This window comes from Rhodanobacter ginsengisoli (assembly GCF_042657065.1).
Classification (GTDB): domain Bacteria; phylum Pseudomonadota; class Gammaproteobacteria; order Xanthomonadales; family Rhodanobacteraceae; genus Rhodanobacter; species Rhodanobacter ginsengisoli.
Map to the genome: position 1 here is coordinate 1,333,987 of NZ_JBHSNF010000001.1, position 17,046 is coordinate 1,351,032.

Sequence of the window (17,046 nt, forward strand, 5' to 3'; positions counted from 1 at the left end):
GATGAATAGCAAGGAAGAGCGCAAGGCTTCGAACCTTAGCAATACCACGGCGCGCGAAAAGGAAGCCGTAAGACCCACTGCACCTGCCAAGAGAAAGGTAAGTGTTTCCTTGGATTGGGAAAAGCTCTTGTCGTCTGAGCGGATTAAGGGGCTGCAGAGGAAAAAGTCAATTTACGGCAGCATTACCGACCATCGAACGTCCCACGAGCGGGACTTTGACCGCGCAGTTTTTTGTACTCCGGTGCGTCGACTAAAAGATAAAACCCAAGTATTCCCTCTCGATATGCACGATGGCGTTCGTACGCGTCTGACGCATTCACTGGAAGTATCAAACCTTGCTCGGTCAATGGGCACGGCGGTAGCTGCGCTAGTGAGCGGAATTTCAAACGTTAAAGACGCGCAACGCAATGTCCCCGCATTGCTAGCAACTACTGCTTTGGTCCATGATCTTGGAAATCCGCCATTTGGGCATCAAGGCGAAGTTGCGATCAGGACGTGGGTCGAGGAAAATGAAGGAAGGATAAAAGCAGAGGCGAAGCGCGAATTCAATAGAGATCTACTCAAAGATTTTCTTCTATTTGAAGGTAATGCCCAAGGTTTTAGAATCCTAACAAGATTGCAGCATCAGGATCATAAGGCCGGCATGCGCCTTACAGCTTCAACCTTGCGAGCGTTTATGAAGTACCCATGGCAGTCTGATGCTGTAAAGGGCGATGGTAAAGTAAAGAAATTTGGCGTTTTCAAGTCAGAAGTGGATATTTTTGATTGGTGCAACTCAATCACCGGCCTTTCGGCAGGTGAACGTCACCCTCTGAGCTATTTGATGGAGGTGTGCGACGATATTGCTTATTCAGTGCTAGATATCGAGGACGCAGTAAAGAAAGAAATAGTCAGCGCTGCGGAATTAGCTGCTTTTCTTCAAAATAGTGATTCCTTTAATAAAGATCGTCGCGCAAAAGATCTTTTGAATCAATATAAAGATGATAGAGATTGGCTCAACGGGCTTCGTATGCCTGATGGTAAAGGAAAGAATAGGGAGCTTCCTCTTGCAAGCAAGGAAATTCGCGACTCCCAGATAGATATCCTTAGAAGTTACGCAATTGGGTTGATGGTGTCAGATGCGATAGAGCGTTTTGTTGAGCTTGAAAATGACAATGGCTTTCGGGTATTGAAGAAAGGGATTGCGGAAGACTTCAAGTCGACGGGTTTAGTGGAGGCCCTAAAGAGCTTTGCGGTATTGCGAGTCTATTCGCATCCATCCGTTCTGAAAGCAGAGCTTCAAGGGCATAGAGTGATTCCACGCTTAATGACGGCGATGTGGGACTCTGTGGTCAAGCATCAGCATGGAACCCAGACAAAGATCGATGAGTATGTTCTATCGATCATGTCGCCAAACTATGTGCGTGTTTATCGGCAATCGGAAGATCTCGGGCTCCCGCTCTGGTACCGCCAGGTGCAACTTGTTTGTGATCAGGTCTGTGGGATGACAGATTCCTATGCGCTTCGATGCTATGAAGACCTTTTGTCACTGGGCTGCTTAGGGTCCTAATGACCACGCAAACGACTGAACGTTTGAGAAGATATGTTCGAGCGCTAAAGAAGCGCGACGAGCTTTGGGGATTCTTTAACGCGTTGAATTATAGTGGCGAGGCATTTCTTTTTGGAGGGGCTCCCAGAGATGTTGCGTTTGGATTTGGAAACAAAGTCCACGATCTTGACATTTTTGTTTCGGGTCCAATTGATTTGGATGAAATTAGTCGCTTTTCAAGTATCACTCGTCGAACGAATTTCGGAGGGCTTCGATTGTTCGTAGGATCATTTGAGGTTGATGCTTGGGAGCTCGATAAAAGCTTTGCATTTCGCGCAAACGCATCGAATTTTATAGGTGTCAGGAATCTGTTGCACTCTGTTTGCTTTTCCACGGACGGGGTCGCAGTGTCACTTAAAACAGGTGGTGTGACCGTCACTCCTGCATTTAGTAAGAGTCTTGATGATCGCGTCTTGGATTTTGTGACTAAGCCTGCAGAGCTAGAGCCCGTCGTAGGAGCGAGAATTGCTAGGTTGGCGCTGAAATTGGATCTTGCGCTGTCGCTTTCGGTTGCTGCTTATTTGCGTGGATGCCTGGAGAGTTTCGGTAACAATGGATTAATCGCAGCAGAAGCACGGTGGGGCGAGCATCGAATGCTTAACGAGTTGTTAGTTGCTCAGTTGGCGGCCCGTATTTGCGATCGAGCTAGCATGTCGGCATCTCATAAGTTAGAACGCTTGGGTTAATAGATTCGATCAACAAAAGGCAGTTAAGTGGGTCAGAGCCACTTAAAGCACATCGGAATTGGCTGTGGGATTGCCCGGGTTTGACGGACGCCTTTGAGTAAAAGGGGTCAGAGACATTAAGAAGTGAGCTAAGCCACTTCTCGGGCGCTACTATCCAGAAGCGCGCGGTTTGCGGTCAGCCACTCAGTAAAATCCTTCTCGAAAGTCGGACCCTTGAAATATCTCTCTTGGCTAAACGTCACACGCTTTTCGCCAGTTTTTCTGTTGACGGAAGTTCTTCTTCCGGCAATATTCCCTTCTTGACTCTCGATCCATGAGAAAAACAGCTTAAACGCTGTGTTTACGACGCGCATATTCGCCTCGATGCTCTCAGCATCAAGCGCTGATTCTTCCCCGTGGATCCGTACATACAGGTACACCTTCGCATATTCCTCGCGAGGAATCTTTTGATCCCGCCGATACCTGCCTTTTATCGCACCAAAAACCTGAATTGCCATATAGAGGTTCTTGAATGAATTTTTGTCGTTAGGGTCGATGCCTGAAAACTCGTTCTGCTGAAAAAGCCTCTTTTGAAACCCTCTCGCTATTCTTCCGTTGGCCGTGTAGTACAGTCTCCAGAAATGGTTTCTCTCTACGACTTCGGATTCCGATAGATAGCCATCCCTGATGCCATCGGAAAATTCCCCTCTTTTCCTCTCATAGAGTAGGCCGAAATTCTCAAAAACCATCTGTTGAATGGTGATGTGAAATGATTCATTTGAGAATCTATCTGCATTGATTACTGGCGTTTGCTTGTTTGTGGCGTTTGATATCTCATCAATCAACTGTAGTTTGTTCTCCTGTGAATCGTTACCAAGGAGAGTTATAACCTTGAGAAGAACTTCCTTATTTGCAAGGTCTTTTTCAGCCGCAACTTTGTCTGCGTGATAGATTCTGCTAAGAGTGAATGACGTTTGTCCGCCATTTATGATTTGTGGATTCTTAACCTGGAGTTGCGCTTTATTTTTTTGCCCAATCCTCTCATTTATATAAGTCTCGTCAGACAACATTGTGATTCCGTTATTGAACAACGCAAATTCATTTGTATCCCTCTCTAGAAGAGTGCTCTTTATCGATGAATTTACCGATTTGCCTTCAAGATCTAGATAGCTCCTTGGATTATATTTTAGAATCGCGTTACGGTATTTATCCATAATCTTCGCAATTTCGATGACCGGCACAAATAGCACGGTTATTTCGCAATCACAGTTCTTTGTTTTTACGTTGTAGCTTATTTTGCTTCCGGCATTCTTGCTTGATAGATCTACGGGTATCATGATATCGTTTGCGGTAAAATATGTTCCGGTTAATACCGGTAAAACGAGAGCTTGATACGCCTTCTGGTAATTAAATACCTCAGCAGAATAGCCTCCGCAAAGTTGCCTTATTTTATTTGGAGGTACGCTTTCGAGATTTGCGAGGATAACTATCTTATAATTGTATCTTGCGATGTCATCTATTGATGAAATATCCCTTTGAAGTTGCTTTATTTTTCCGTTGTAAGGAACTCCGTTTTCGCCTGTCTCTTCCCCTCTCATAATTCGGTCAATTTCCATTGCAAGCAATTCATTTAAGGAAATTTCCTTGTCCTCAAAATTCTTTTCGTTTGTCCGAAATTTTGACTGAATAAGATAAACAACTTTAGTTTCTGAGTCGATATGGTAGGCATCTATTCCGCCGTCTTCTGACGCATCGGTAATGGTGCGCTCGCGATCGGAGAAATCTGATAGGCCGAACTTCACTTTGAGATAAAGGTGGATGAATGCTCGAGCCCTCGCCTGGTTCATTTTTTCAACGTCATTTTCATCAGGTTTGTAACGCTTCGATCCTTCAGGAGCCTCCTGGCAAATAGCATCAAGAATGTGGACTAACGTTTCGTATTTCATCCTTATGATTTTCCTTTAAGTAGAAAAGTGGTCGAGAACGGAGGGGTGGGCTCATTTTTTCCAAAAGCGGGGTCAGGTTCACTTACGGTCGTTTGAATTGCCGTGAGGCGGGCGATGCGCTGGCCTGGCGCCGGCAAGGCGTTGGGTCTTGGATTGGAAACCTGGACTGAGAAAAAACGGGGTCACCATTTCGCCGCCCGGGTCAATAGGCACGCAAAAGCCCTGTCTACGTGAGCGCTTTCCCGAGCAGCGTCTCGTAGAGCTGGAGTCGCAGTCTGACGCTGATCTGCATCACGCTCAGCCAATAGCCCAGGACCAATGCAAGGATCAGGAAGATCCCCAACCAGCTGGGGTGTGGCGGCCAATGCATGTCCTTGAACTGCAGGTAGAGCGCGATGACGATGGGCAGGGCGCCAAGCTTTTCGATGCTGCCGGTGAGCATCGGGAGCTTTTCTTTCATCCGCTCGTGGCGATGGCTGACGAATTCGCACAACGTCTTGCGTTGGTCCAGCGGGAAGGTGCGCAGCCATTCGAGCAGTGCCAGATGGCCTGGCAGGTCGAAATCAAGCTGTTCGGCGAAGTCACGGCGTTCGCGGGTAAGCGTCGGCCAGCGCTTTGGGATCTGGCTGACGATGGCGAGGACAACTCCGATGGCTTCCATGAGTAGGCCGGCAGCGACGAGCACGGCCGTGTAGATCGCATGGTTGGGAAGCAATTTTACGCTGAGCAGGGCGAGCAATGCGCCGGCTGCCCCTAGGGTGACTCCCCATTTTGCCTTCTTCGGAAGGATCGATTGGTCCGGTGGGTATTCGGGTAGCGCCTCGATCCTTGCATCCAGCGCCGCAAACGTGAGCGTCGGTGATTCCATGTCTTGATGAGTCGTCGCCATGGCTTCGACGTCATCTTCCTTGTACATGCCCATGTCTCCCCCTGAGTCGGTGCCGTTCGCCAACCATACGCCGGGTCGATGCTGCACGTCACCAAACGCAGGAAAAAAACGGGGTCAGGTTCACTTACGATCGTTTGAATTGCCGTGAGGCGGGCGATGCGCGGGCTTGGCGGCGGCAAGGCGTTGGGTCTTGGATTGGAAACCTGGACTGGAAACCGGGACGGAGGAAGTTGAATGCCCGTGGGGTGGTTCTCGACCAAGCCATGTGCAGCGCCTGCATGCCGCCTGTTGGTCGACAACATGACGCTGCCCATGACGACTTGCGTCATATGACGGTTGGCGTTATGGTTTGTCCGTGATCAGGAACTTTGCCGACAAGGAAGCGGAAAAGATCTGGGGCGGAACGCCTTCCAGGCGCCTGCCTGCCGATATCCAATCCGTGGCACGGCGCAAGTTGCGCATGCTGGGGAACGCCTCCGTGCTGGATGATCTGCGCATTCCTCCAGCCAACCGGCTCGAAGCCCTGAAGGGTCGACGCAAAGGCCAGCACAGCATCCGGATCAACGATCAATGGCGCATCTGCTTCCAATGGATTGACGGTGACGCCCACGACGTGGAAATCGTCGATTACCACTGACACCAGCGAGTCGATCATGAAGAGCCTGCCCAACATCCATCCCGGCGAAGTGCTGCTCGAGGAGTTCCTGACGCCCCTGGGCATCAGCCAGAACGCGCTGGCGCGCGCCGCTGGCGTGCCGCCGCGCCGCATCAACGAAATCGTGCTGGGCAAGCGCGGCGTGACGGCGGATACCGCCGTGCGCCTGGCAGTGGCGCTGGGGACCAGCGAGCGGTTCTGGTTGGGGTTGCAGGCCGACTACGATCTGGAAGAGGCGCACCGTGCACTCGGCAGTGCCGTCGACCGCATTGAACGGATTGCGGCATGAGGAGTCATGCGATCAGCGCGCATGTCCACCCGGTTGGCGCAAGGGACACGTTGCTCCGGCGCCGCAAGTTCGGCTGTGGCCTGTAACCCATGTCCCGACTGGTCGAACAAATCAAGCAGGCCGTGGCCGCGTTCGTCGGCTGCAAGACCACGCCCGCGCTGATCGGCGGGCTGGCATTGGCTGCGCATCAGGTGGTGCGCGCGACGCGCGACGTGGACTTTCTCGCCGACGCAGATGACGCGGATCGGCTGCACGAGATCCTGCTGGCGCTCGGTTATCACTGCGTCCATCGCAGCGAGGATGCCGCCAACTATCTCCGCGACGATGAAGGACTGGATCTGCTTTACGCGCATCGCCCCACTGCGCGGCGTTTGCTCGCTCAGGCCACCGAGCGCGACACCGCCATGGGCCCTTTGCGCGTGATCAGTGCCGAGGGCCTGATCGGGTTCAAGCTGCAGGCACTGGTCAACAATCCTTCCCGTGCGCGCGATCTGGACGACATTCGCGCGTTGTTGCGCGCGCAGCGTGGCCGGCTCAGTATGGTCGAAGTGCAGGAGTACTTCGCACTGTTCGATCGCAAGGAGATGCTGGATGAATTACTCGCCGAAATCGCCAACGACAAAGCATGAAGGTGTCCGCGAGCCGCTGATCGGCGGCGACGTGCTGGATGTCGTGCAGGTAGGCAAGGGTGATCTCTCGGACTGGATCGAGTTGATGGAGGCGGTGGAGGCATTGTGCCCGGTGTGGCCGATGGTGGAGGTTGAGCACCGTGGGACGTATCGACTTTGATGCCACATCCACCGTCATCTGTTATCAGCGGGCGCGGCGGGGTGCTCGGCGCGATGGATACCATGTACCAGCGTGGCAAGATCCAGGACGAGTCGATGTATTACCCAAAAGGGGCGGAGGGAATTAAGCCCGGTCCCATTGACTATGCGGGCTTCGCGGTCTGCCGCGGCTCCTGAGCTTGACCGGGCGTCCGATCGCCTTTTCCACCATGGCCTGGAACTTGGTGTCGCCGAGCGCGCGCTCCTGTTGCAGGTGCGCGCGGATGTTTTCCAGTTCGTCGTTGCCGACGCCTTCGCGCAGCCAGGTGAGATAGGCGTGCGTACGTACCTGGGGATCAATGTCCTGGGCGAGGAAGGACAGGTGAGGGGTAACCAGCGGGTCGTCAATCAACCCAAGGTTCGCGTGCACGCTTGACCACCGATAGTGCTCGGGAAGGCTCGCCATCGAAGCTCGCACGGGATTGAGCTCGATATACCGATAGACCGCAAAAAAAGGTGTCAGGGACAATTATTCCGGTCGGCGACCGGATCCGCGACACGGCGCCCACCGATGGGTTCTGACTGGGTCAGGTCGGCATCGCGGCTCTTGCTGCGCTCTGCCAAGACGTCTAGAGTCGCTTGGCGCATGCACCGGGTTTCTACAACTCATCGATCTTTCAGGGGGGGGATCTTTCCATGGCTGACCCGTCACCGTATCTGACGATTCACAAGAAACTCGTCGCGGCAGTGCAGTCACCCGACAAATATGCCAGCGATTGGAAGCCCGTTGCCGAAGCACTGCCGCGGCTGGTTCGCGACGATGGTTTCAATTATCTGCAGGCAACGATTCCCGACGCCATACGGCGCCGGCTTGTCGGCGCAAAATCGCTGGCCAAGGTCTTCCGCGCGGCTGCCAAGGCTAGTGGCGGGCTCCTCGGCAAGCCCTCGAACAATGCGCGCTCGCGTGCATTGCTGCTGAAGACGCTTGCCCATCTCTACTACTCCGAAGTCGCGGGCGCGCAAAAGCTCTGGGTGCTGTCCACCCCGTCGGCGCTGACCTCTCATCCGATCGAATTTGCCGACGAATCGGACGCGCTGGTGGACCAGGTATTGAACGCCACCACGGAGATATACAGTGAAGAGCAGAAGCTTCGCATCGAAGGCGCCGTGACGACGGCGTTGCGCTGGGTCGAACGCGCGATGATCGTGGCTGGGGATCCGACGCGGCCAGAACACAAGGCGCTGTTGCGGCGTTGGTTCATCCCCGCGGGGCATGCCGATGTCGATGGCGCCGTCGCCACCCTGACCGCCTCGCTGCGCCGCGGCCTGCTGAAGATCGCCATCGGCCTGAAGATCGGCGACCTGATTGTTCTGGACGATCCCGCCCAGCGCGGCTCGGGCAGCAGTTGGGAGCAGAGTGAAGCCTACACGTTCACCAATCACGACATCCACGCCATCTGGGTCGAGCCCGGGTTCTGGGGCAACGGCAACACCCTGACGGGCGCCACCAACTGGGCGCGAATCATCGTGCACGAACTCACCCACAACTACTGTCAGACTGCGGACCACAGCTACAGCTGGCAGGGGCTGTTGCCGCGTGAATCGGATGTGTTCCGCCGCGTCAACAATGCGCGAGTGGCGCTGCAACCCGGCTTTGCTCCCGTGCGCACGCTCACGATGGCGCAGTGCCTGGCCAATGCCGACAGCTGGGCATTCTTCTGCGCCGACGCCGCTGGTGCGCTGGGCGAGCGTGACCGCATCGCGGCACTGGGCAGCAAGCTCTACGACGACACGGGTTGGACTGCGACACAGAAGGTCGAGCGCAAGCTCGTCAGGCAATGAGGCGTGCAGTCGTCATTGCGGCTGCATTTTTCGTTTTGGCCGTGGCCGCGGGCTGCGGCGCCAGTGGCAAGGAAAACACCATGACTCATACCCCTGAACCCAGCGCCAGCCGTGCGCCCCCCCCGCGTGTCCCTCCAGTCTTCATCGCGGGCATCCGCTATGCCCAGGTTCCCGGCGACCTTGAAACGGATGGACAGGTCGGCGGCATTCTCGCGGCTTACGATGCGTCCAATCGCGAAGTGTGGCGCCTCAAGGTTTACGAAAATCCACGCCGCCCCGAGCTGGAGGGCGATGTGCAGGACGTATGGTTCCGCTCGCTGCGTGCCGAAGGCGGCAAGCTGCTGATCGAGAACGAGCGTGGAGAGCGCTTCGAAGTCGATCCCGCGACGCGGCGCGTCTCCGGCCGTCCGGCACCGGCTCCCAAGCCCCAATCGGACATCGATCCGATCTCGGGCCAGCCGCGCATCCACAAGCCGGGGTAATCGCAAAAGGGGACGGCGACCCTCCATGTCGCCAAAAGGGGACGGAGGGAATTAAGACCCGTCTAGCTGAGTTTCCGCGCTTCGCGGTCTGCGAGCGAAAAACGGGGTCAGGTTCACTTACAACCGTTTGATTCGTTGAGGCGGGCGGTGCGAGGGCCTGACGCCGACAAGTATTTGCATTTGAAAGCGTTGTCCCCTTGGTAAGTAAACCTGACCCCGTTCGGTGTTCCGTTCGGTGCACGTAGGATTGCCCGAAGTTTCGCATGGCGCGGGACAACGCTTCCTGCGCCGGCGGCGTCAGAAGCAGATGAACGTGATTGCCCATGAGGGCATAGGCGTGGACGGCGATATCATGCTCGACCATCGCAACACGTAGAAGATCGTAGAAGTGGCGACGGTCGAGATTGTCAACGAAGATCGCGCAGCGATTCACACCCCGCTGCGTGACATGGAGCGGGAATCCGGGAAACGCGAGACGTGGTGGGCGCGGCATGGCACCAGCGTGACGCCGGTTGGCCGTTGCGCAGTCAGGGACAGGATCGGGCGGCGGTCAGCCGCTGCTGACTGCGCGTCTTAATTCCCTCTGTCCCCTTTGCGTGCCGGGGACGGCGAAATGGTGACCTTTTTGCGTTTTGTTTTTGCCCTGGCGGGTTCGATCCTTGCCCTCCGGAAGGTCGGAAAAGCTTACATTTTTTGCGATGCATTCTATCAGATGTATAATTAACTTATTGATTTATATAAGTTTATTTGCACGGCATGAACTTTGCGATAGACACCACAGGAGGCGTCCAGGCTGACTCGGCGATCGGTCACGGGCATGGCATGCGCGTTGCCAGTGTCGATGCGACCACGAGCGGCTTGCCCGATGCGCGACACCCGGCCTTGCCGCCGTTGCGTTCAACCGTCCAGGTAGGCGTCATCCACCCACACGATCCCATCGAGCCAGCGCGGCGCTTTCTCGATGGTCATCACCTGCATGGTCTTGTGCTGGATCCCCCATGCACCTCGGGAGCGCAGATTGCGCTGGGTGCGTATCAAATTACTCGACCGTCGGCTGGGGTTCGAGGGTAGTCGGGAAAGCCTGAGGAGGTTGCCATGAAAATGACATACGGTGCGGCGTTGCTCGCCGCGGTTGCATTGCCGCTGGTGAGCCTCGATGCCGGTGCAGTGACCTATTACTGGTTTCCGACGACGAGGGTCCACGAGTCACCTCTAATAGCCTATGGCCAGATCGACATCAACAACGAGGCGGCGGCGAAGACCTATGATTTTTATCACTACTCCGGTGGACCAGCAGACCCAAGCTCACCATTTGATGAGATATTCCTGGAGGGCGCCGGCCTTACTGGATTGCGTCCCCAGATCGAGGCGGGAGATGAGGTCTGGTATATCTATGCCAACCTTGCATTTGGAGACCTCATGACCGGCGACATGAGTGTCGGGACCATCGATACCACCTTTTCCATGAGCACATCGGGAAGTCAGGGACTGTGGACGATCGCCAACTTCCTCTCGGATGACTCGGAGTGGGGGTGTTCTGATCCTTCCGCACCATGCTCGGCCACTGGTTACTGGGCCGTTGACGAAAGCGCGGTGCCGCCGATGCCGGTTCCTGAGCCCGACACGTTCGCTGCATTCGGCATCCTTGTCTTCACACTGCTGGGGGGCGACGCGGCGCGGCGCTGGCGGAGGGCTCATCGACAAAACCCGGGTCAGAGTTCACTTTCCTGACAAGGTGACCCCGTCTGTGACCCCGTCTGGCTCGCTGGCGGCGGCGACCAGTTTGGGCGTAGCATGCACGACCGACTCCTCCCGTGATCCCGTGTCCGGAGCCTACGCTTCCGTCTGGCTCATCAAAGTCGGTTGGCGATAGCGATAGAGAGGAGCCGACTGGATCACTCAAGACGGATGACTCCGCCGCTTGACTCAAGCGCCAGAAAGACCATGACCAGGATAGCCGTTTGGAAATCAGTGGTTCCCCTCGCGGTCCGCGGCCCGCGGCCCGGGAGTTCCATCAGCGTCAAATGCGCGGCATACCTTGCAGTTTTGATGTTTGCGAGTTGTCCCCATCCGATCTTTGCTCAATCGGCATGCCCCGGAATTCATGTGGAAGTCCTGAACATAAGAAACAGCACAGGATCCGTGGCTTGCGCGCTGTTCGAATCGCCGGCTGGATTTCCCATTGATTATCTGCGGTCGGCAACGAACATTGTAGTTATGAAGATTCGAAAGGCACAGGCACGTTGCGACTTTGAAGAGACCCCGTCAGGAACCTATGCCATCGCTGTCGTTCACGATGAAAACCTGAACGGCAAACTCGATACCAATTGGATCGGCATTCCAAAAGAAGGCTACGGTTTCTCGAACGATGCAAAAGCCGTGTTTAGCGCCCCTTCGTTCCAGGACGCCAGCTTCACGTACGATGGGAAGAACCTGAATCTGAGCATTAGTTTACGTTACTGAGCGGGCGCTGACGGAAACAAAAAAGAGCAATAAAGGGGACGTGGCTAATTAAGTCTTGTCTCTTGCACCGGTAAGCCTTGGTCGCCCTCGCCGGCGGCTTGCGGCGGGCGTCCCAGGGGGCCGCCATGCGCTGGAAGCGCTCATCGCCGAGCGCACGTTCCTGGCTTGCATACGCGCGGAGGAGTTGCCGTCTTGATTCCCTCCGTCCCCTTTGTGCAGTCAGAAACCATGTTCGTCCGACAGCCCATCGCGGCCTGCCCAGAACACTTCGACGGCATCGATATTCGTCAGCCCCCACCAGAAGCTGCCCAGTCGCAGCCAGCCACTGCGGATGCGATGGATGCTGTCGTCATAGACGCGCATGCGCACGATCAACTGGTTTCTGCTGGTGGTCAACGTGACCATGATGGGCGGGTAGGGCGGAAAGGGCATGATGCTGTAATCGAGCACCTTCAGTCCGTTGTGCTCGGCCCAACGGTCGACCATGGTGCGGGTTCGATGGAACCACCAAGTGGTGTAAGCGATGATTCCAGCGGCCATGACGATCAGGATCATCACGTTTTCTCCTTGCATGCGTGGTTCGCACTTGCGATGACCATCCGGCGCGTCGCACAAGATAGCGCAATTTGCTATTTCGCCAGCTCGATCCACCTTCACCCGCGACCGTCGGCAAGCCAGGGCATCGGGATGGATCAGGTAGGCGGGTTTGATGTAACGGCGCGTTTTCCTGGCTGCGAATCATTGCGCTAAACTGCCGCGCTGGAAGGCGGGACTGCCGTCTTGGCGAGGGTGCGCATGAACCAGCAAGAGCGCGTGGAGTTGTACCGGGAGTACATGGCCGCCAAGGGTGTCGATCCGAATGCTTCGGTGCCGCCCCTGTGGAAATTCCTGTGGAGTCAGGGGCTCGAAGTTCCCCCGCCGCCGTTTATCAATCCGGTCGTGCTGGCCTTGGTTTTTATCCCGATGGGCGCGCTCTTTCCGCTCGTTTTGGGGGTGATGTTCTTCCTGCTCAGCGCGGGCCACAAGTTCTATATTCCGCCTTGGTCATGGATCGAGGCGATGATGGTGGGATGTGCCTTGTTTCTGGGGCTGGGGACGGCAGTTTATTACCGCAATCTGGCTCGTCGCTGCGGGCTGGGCTCGTGGTCGACCTTCATTGGCCACAGGCAGCGTCCGCTGCCCTGACAACAGAAAAGGTATCAGGGACGATTTGTCGGGCTGAGGGTGAGACGCGGGATGCGCCTATCCTTTCGGGGAGGTTGGTGACTGATTCTGTCGGGCATGGCCCTGACGGAACGGGCTCTCACCCGATTTAGCTGTTTGTTTCCCCGCAACACAGCGGCACGGCCGCCGATTTTTCTTTCAGCGTGACCTCGCAAGATACGCACGAATTCGCTCTGCCACGTCATCGTTCGCCGGGTTGTAGACGACCATGCCCAGCTCCGGTCGGCCATCGACGGAGAAGGCGGAAAACTCCAGTTCGAGCAGGCCAAGGTCGGCATGGTGGATGCGTTTGGTACCTTCGCCGTGCGCCACCACGTCGTTGTCGCGCCAGAGCGCGGCGAACTCGGGACTGGTGCGCGAGAGTTCGTCCACCAGCTCGGTGATGGCTGCGGTGGCGCCGGCCCGTGCTGCGTCTGCGCGGAAGGCGCCGACCACGAAACGGGCGACGCTGTTCCAATCGTCCTGATGGCTTCGCACGGCTGGATGCGAAAACATCAGTCGGAGAATGTTGCGTTGTTCTCGCGGCAGCGTGGCGTAGTCGGTCAGCAGCATCGCCGCGGCGCGGTTCCAGGCGACCACGTCCCAGGTGGCGTTCTTGACGATCGCCGGACTCACGTCGAAGGCGTCGAGAAGACGCTGCAGGCGTGGACTGACGTCGTCGACCGCCCTGTAGCGGACCTCGGGTGGGCGTCCGAGTCCCAGCATGAAAAGGTGTTCGCGCTCAGGCTCGGTCAGCATCAGCCCGGTGGCGATCCGGTCGAGTACCTCGGCCGAGGGTGCACCGCCGCGTCCCTGTTCCAGCCAGGTGTACCAGGTGGGGCTGATGTGGGCGCGCTGGGCGACTTCCTCCCGCCGCAAGCCCGGCGTGCGACGACGGCTGACGGGAAAGCCGAGCGCCGCCGGATCCAGTCGGCTGCGGCGGTCACGCAGGTAGGTGCCGAGTTTGTTGTCGCTACGGGCGGTCATGCTGAGCCTGTTGGTTTCTATACCGGGATAAAGCCACTACTTTAACAGGACAGAATAATCGTCAGGATGGGGATTTCCGACCAGACAGGAGCTCCCTCATGCGCGTATTTCTCACCGGTGCGACAGGTTTTATCGGCGCTCGCGTCGTGCCGGAGCTGATCGAAGCCGGGCACCGGGTGATCGGCCTGACACGTTCCGATGCCGGTGCACGCTGGCTTGAGCAGGCCGGCGCCGAGGTACACCGCGGCACGCTCGACGACCCCGACAGCGTGGCGCGCGGGGCGGCCGAAGCAGACGCGGTCATCCATACCGCGTTCGATCACGATTTCTCGCGCTTTGTCGAGAATTGCGAGAAGGACCGCCGCGTGATCCAGGCGATCGGCGACGTGCTGGCAGGGTCGAACCGGCCGCTGATCATCACCTCCGGCACCGGCATGGGCAGCGCCGGGCGCGGCGTCCCGGCGACCGAGGATGTCCTGGACCGCGACCATCCCAATCCGCGTCGTCTCTCCGAACTGACCGGCGAAGAGCTGGCAAAGCGGGGCGTGTCCGTCGCCGCGGTGCGTCTGCCGCAAGTCCACGACACGGCGAAACAGGGGCTGATCTCCCCGGCGATCGAGATCGCGCGGCAGCGAGGCGTGTCGGCATATATCGGTGACGGGGCCAACCGTTGGCCGGCGGCACACGTGAGTGATGTTGCGCGACTTTACCGATTGGCACTCGACCATCACGGAGCAGGGGCTCGCTGGCATGCGGTGGCCGAGGAAGGCGTGTCGGTGCGGAAGATCGCCGAGGTGATCGCCGCAGGGCTCGGCGTGCCGGTCCGCTCGCTCCCGGTCGACGAGGCGGCAGAGCATTTCGGCTGGCTGAGCGCTTTCGTGGCGATGGACTTTCCGGCATCGAGTGCCTGGACGCGCGAGCGGCTTGGCTGGAAGCCCACCGGGCCGGGTCTGATCGAGGACCTGCAGAACATGGATTACGGCTCTGCCGGGAGCCGATGAGGTCGCCAGGAATCCGTTCCGATCGATCCCGGTGGTGACACTATGGATTCCGTTGTCTCGAAAGAAAGCCACCACGAGGGCGGACGATGGACAAGTCGCGGCGTGATTTTGTCGGTGCTGGATTGGGGTTCGGGTTGGCGGCACTCCTGGCTGGGCCTGGCCTCGCCAGGTCGGCCTTTGCCGAAATGCCGGCGAGCGGCGGCGTGGCGCGTTTTCCCGTCGGCGTGCAGTTGTGGTCGGTCGACGCGGAGATGAAAAAGGACGTACGGGCTGCACTCGCAGCCGTCCGGTGCATCGGCTACCGGCAGGTGGAGACGGCGTCCCTTCATGGCCTGAGTCCCGATGCTTTCCGCAGGATCGTGAACGAAGCGGGCCTGGTGTGCCGCTCCGCGCACGTGTCCATGGCCGACCTGACGAAGGACATGGCCGGTGCCGTTGCCCAGGTTCGCGATTTGGGCGCCGACTATCTCGTCTGCTCCTCGCCGCAGCCGGACGGGCCGTTACCGGCCGGTGTCGCCTGGATTCCCGCGATGCGTCAGGCGATGACGCTCGACGCCTGGAAGCGCAACGCCGATCAATTGAACAAGGTGGCAGCACAGGCGAAAGCGGCGGGCGTGCACATCGGCTATCACAATCATCCGTTCGATTTCGCCACATATGACGGTGTGGTGGGTTGGGAGCTGCTGATCGATCGCACCGACCCGTCGCTGGTGACCTTCGAACTCGATTGCGCCTGGGCGGCCGCCGGAGGCCGCGATCCGGCCGCCATCATCCGCCAGCACGGCGACCGCATCCGTCTACTGCACCTGAAGGACCTGACCCGGCAGCCGACCATGGGCACGACGCACAACGACGACACGACCTGTGCGGTCGGCAGTGGCGTGATCGACTGGAAGGCGGTGCTGGAGGCCGCGGCCACCGCGCGCATCGACGCCGGTTATGTGGAGCAGGAGCCCCCGGTCAGTGAGATCTATCGCGACCTGGCGGAAAGCCGGAGCTACCTCGCCGAATGGATGGGGGCGTAGGGAAAAAAGGGGGAGGGGTTCTCGGCCGCCCGTTTTCCTTGCTCCACTCCAGGAAGCGAACTCAGGTTTGCCCGCTGATGCGGCGGAACATTGCATGGCCTCCCAAGCAATGTTCAACCATGCACTGAGCGCGGATCGTCTGGCCGACATTCGGGCGTATGTCCAACAGCTACGCGTGCCCGCTGCGCCGAGATTCCAGTGCGAGGCGATGCCTGTCCGTTGCGCCAGCGTCCGCCCCGCGCACCGCCCGAGACGCCACAGGGAATCTGACGGCGTGGGCTCTTACCCCCTTTGGTTATTGCCAAGAAGCTCGACCAGCCGCGACTCGCATGGGGAGAGGTCATAACCCCGTCGTTGCGAGATCACGAACGTGAGCGGACCGAGGTGCCAGGCGCGGCGTTCAAGTTCGACGAGCTCTCCGCTCGCCAGATCCTCGCCGACGAGGTGTCGCGGCATGTGCCCCCAGCCGAGACCGGCCTTGAGAAGATCGCGCTTGGCGCCGAGGTCGTTGACCAGCCACAGGCGCTTGCCGGCAACTCCCTGCTGGGTCTTTTCCGCTTCGGGCTGGTTGTCCGTGACGACGATCTGAACATGTCGACCAAACTCGTCCACCGGTATGGGTTTCGGTGTCGAAGCGAGCGGATGGGACGGCGCACATAGCGTCACCATCTCCGCCTCGCACAGCCAGTGGCGTTCCATGGCATCCGGGCTCACCTCCGGCACATTCTGGATCGTGACGGCCAGCGCACACACCTTTTCGAGCACCAGTCTCTCCCCGCCCTGCATGGTCGTGATTCGCAGGTTGATCGCCGCGGTGGGGAGCTCTGCCTGCAGCGTCCGCAAACAGTCGATCAGGTGGGCGCGCGGGAAGTAGACATCGATCGCCACGGAAAGCTGGGGCGCCCCGGCTCTGGCGATCGAGCCGGCGCGGGTCTTCATTTCTTCCGTGCGTGAGATCACCGCCCGCGCGTCCGGCAAGAGGCTGCGCCCCGCCGCGGTGAGCTGCGCCTTGCGGGTGTTGCGATCGAACAACTCGACATCGAATGCGCTTTCCAGCGCCTTGATCGCGTGGCTGATGGCCGACTGCGCGCGGCTGAGTTTCCGTGCCGCACCCGAAAAGCTTCCCTGATCGCATACCGCAACGAAGGCACGCAGCTGGTTGATGGTGACGTTGTCGAGCATTTGTATCCAAAAAATGGATCTTATCAAGCAATCTTTCGTCAATTGTCTTGATGAGTCAAGCG

Annotated in this window: 19 protein-coding genes and 1 pseudogene; 13 read left to right on the top strand and 7 right to left on the bottom strand. The window is 57.8% G+C overall.

Going from position 1 to position 17,046, the window contains the following annotated elements:
- Position 1: 1 nt before the first annotated feature.
- Positions 2-1,549, top strand: a complete 1,548-nt coding sequence (dgt, locus tag ACFPPA_RS06080) for a dGTP triphosphohydrolase (RefSeq protein WP_377318266.1) — start codon at positions 2-4, stop codon at positions 1,547-1,549.
- Positions 1,549-2,274, top strand: a complete 726-nt coding sequence (locus tag ACFPPA_RS06085; RefSeq protein WP_377318268.1) for a hypothetical protein — start codon at positions 1,549-1,551, stop codon at positions 2,272-2,274. The genes dgt and ACFPPA_RS06085 overlap by 1 nt, the downstream gene beginning before the upstream one ends.
- Before the next feature lie 128 nt (positions 2,275-2,402).
- Here the strand turns inward: ACFPPA_RS06085 and ACFPPA_RS06090 are convergent, their stop codons facing one another.
- Together ACFPPA_RS06090 and ACFPPA_RS06095 are read right to left on the bottom strand one after the other, a co-directional pair.
- Positions 2,403-4,199: an AIPR family protein gene (locus tag ACFPPA_RS06090; RefSeq protein WP_377318270.1), complete on the bottom strand. Its 1,797-nt coding sequence runs from the start codon at positions 4,197-4,199 to the stop codon at positions 2,403-2,405.
- Positions 4,200-4,425: 226 nt separating this feature from the next.
- On the bottom strand, positions 4,426-5,115 hold the full coding sequence (locus tag ACFPPA_RS06095; RefSeq protein ID WP_377318272.1) for a hypothetical protein: 690 nt from the start codon (positions 5,113-5,115) through the stop codon (positions 4,426-4,428).
- 328 nt (positions 5,116-5,443) lie between these two features.
- Between ACFPPA_RS06095 and ACFPPA_RS06100 the strand changes: the two genes are divergently transcribed.
- The 4 genes from ACFPPA_RS06100 (at position 5,444) to ACFPPA_RS06115 (ending at position 6,821) form a co-directional block, all read left to right on the top strand.
- Positions 5,444-5,725 carry a type II toxin-antitoxin system RelE/ParE family toxin gene (locus ACFPPA_RS06100; protein ID WP_377318274.1) on the top strand — a complete coding sequence of 94 codons (282 nt, stop codon included), beginning with the start codon at positions 5,444-5,446 and terminating at the stop codon, positions 5,723-5,725.
- Between the two features lie 16 nt (positions 5,726-5,741).
- The gene (locus ACFPPA_RS06105; protein WP_377318276.1) at positions 5,742-6,032 is read left to right on the top strand and encodes a HigA family addiction module antitoxin; all 291 of its coding nucleotides are present in this window, start codon (positions 5,742-5,744) and stop codon (positions 6,030-6,032) included.
- 89 nt (positions 6,033-6,121) lie between these two features.
- On the top strand, positions 6,122-6,661 hold the full coding sequence (locus ACFPPA_RS06110; protein WP_377318278.1) for a hypothetical protein: 540 nt from the start codon (positions 6,122-6,124) through the stop codon (positions 6,659-6,661).
- Positions 6,624-6,821: a hypothetical protein gene (locus ACFPPA_RS06115; protein ID WP_377318280.1), complete on the top strand. Its 198-nt coding sequence runs from the start codon at positions 6,624-6,626 to the stop codon at positions 6,819-6,821. The genes ACFPPA_RS06110 and ACFPPA_RS06115 overlap by 38 nt, the downstream gene beginning before the upstream one ends.
- Before the next feature lie 123 nt (positions 6,822-6,944).
- Here ACFPPA_RS06115 and ACFPPA_RS06120 read toward each other — a convergent pair whose 3' ends face one another.
- The gene (locus ACFPPA_RS06120) at positions 6,945-7,328 is read right to left on the bottom strand and encodes a hypothetical protein (protein ID WP_377318282.1); all 384 of its coding nucleotides are present in this window, start codon (positions 7,326-7,328) and stop codon (positions 6,945-6,947) included.
- Between the two features lie 167 nt (positions 7,329-7,495).
- Here ACFPPA_RS06120 and ACFPPA_RS06125 point away from each other — a divergent pair, with 167 nt between their 5' ends.
- Entirely contained in the window at positions 7,496-8,641 is a 1,146-nt protein-coding gene (locus tag ACFPPA_RS06125; RefSeq protein ID WP_377318284.1) for a M35 family metallo-endopeptidase, read from the top strand.
- Entirely contained in the window at positions 8,638-9,123 is a 486-nt protein-coding gene (locus tag ACFPPA_RS06130; RefSeq protein WP_377319472.1) for a hypothetical protein, read from the top strand. The genes ACFPPA_RS06125 and ACFPPA_RS06130 overlap by 4 nt, the downstream gene beginning before the upstream one ends.
- A gap of 238 nt (positions 9,124-9,361) precedes the next feature.
- On the opposite strand, the pseudogene ACFPPA_RS06135 reads toward ACFPPA_RS06130, so the two are convergent.
- A pseudogene (locus tag ACFPPA_RS06135) lies at positions 9,362-9,616 on the bottom strand (transposase); the annotation flags it as partial.
- A 602-nt stretch (positions 9,617-10,218) separates the two neighbouring features.
- Between ACFPPA_RS06135 and ACFPPA_RS06140 the strand changes: the two are divergent.
- The gene (locus ACFPPA_RS06140; RefSeq protein ID WP_377318286.1) at positions 10,219-10,854 is read left to right on the top strand and encodes a hypothetical protein; all 636 of its coding nucleotides are present in this window, start codon (positions 10,219-10,221) and stop codon (positions 10,852-10,854) included.
- 375 nt (positions 10,855-11,229) lie between these two features.
- A complete protein-coding gene (locus ACFPPA_RS06145; protein ID WP_377318288.1) occupies positions 11,230-11,586 on the top strand; it encodes a DUF2141 domain-containing protein in 357 nt (118 codons plus the stop codon).
- 219 nt (positions 11,587-11,805) lie between these two features.
- On the opposite strand, the gene ACFPPA_RS06150 is transcribed toward ACFPPA_RS06145, so the two are convergent.
- Complete coding sequence (locus ACFPPA_RS06150) at positions 11,806-12,141, bottom strand: hypothetical protein (RefSeq protein WP_377318290.1); 336 nt, start codon at positions 12,139-12,141, stop codon at positions 11,806-11,808.
- 240 nt (positions 12,142-12,381) lie between these two features.
- Between ACFPPA_RS06150 and ACFPPA_RS06155 the strand changes: the two genes are divergently transcribed.
- Positions 12,382-12,771, top strand: coding sequence for a DUF6404 family protein (locus ACFPPA_RS06155; protein ID WP_377318292.1), 390 nt, complete (start codon positions 12,382-12,384; stop codon positions 12,769-12,771).
- Positions 12,772-12,948: 177 nt separating this feature from the next.
- On the opposite strand, the gene ACFPPA_RS06160 is transcribed toward ACFPPA_RS06155, so the two are convergent.
- A complete protein-coding gene (locus ACFPPA_RS06160) occupies positions 12,949-13,776 on the bottom strand; it encodes a helix-turn-helix transcriptional regulator (protein ID WP_377318294.1) in 828 nt (275 codons plus the stop codon).
- 98 nt (positions 13,777-13,874) lie between these two features.
- Here ACFPPA_RS06160 and ACFPPA_RS06165 point away from each other — a divergent pair, with 98 nt between their 5' ends.
- Both ACFPPA_RS06165 and ACFPPA_RS06170 read left to right on the top strand, forming a co-directional pair.
- The gene (locus tag ACFPPA_RS06165; RefSeq protein WP_377318296.1) at positions 13,875-14,777 is read left to right on the top strand and encodes an SDR family oxidoreductase; all 903 of its coding nucleotides are present in this window, start codon (positions 13,875-13,877) and stop codon (positions 14,775-14,777) included.
- A gap of 86 nt (positions 14,778-14,863) precedes the next feature.
- Positions 14,864-15,802, top strand: a complete 939-nt coding sequence (locus ACFPPA_RS06170; RefSeq protein ID WP_377318298.1) for a sugar phosphate isomerase/epimerase family protein — start codon at positions 14,864-14,866, stop codon at positions 15,800-15,802.
- A gap of 282 nt (positions 15,803-16,084) precedes the next feature.
- Here the strand turns inward: ACFPPA_RS06170 and ACFPPA_RS06175 are convergent, their stop codons facing one another.
- A complete protein-coding gene (locus ACFPPA_RS06175) occupies positions 16,085-16,984 on the bottom strand; it encodes a LysR family transcriptional regulator (protein ID WP_377318300.1) in 900 nt (299 codons plus the stop codon).
- Positions 16,985-17,046: the final 62 nt, after the last annotated feature.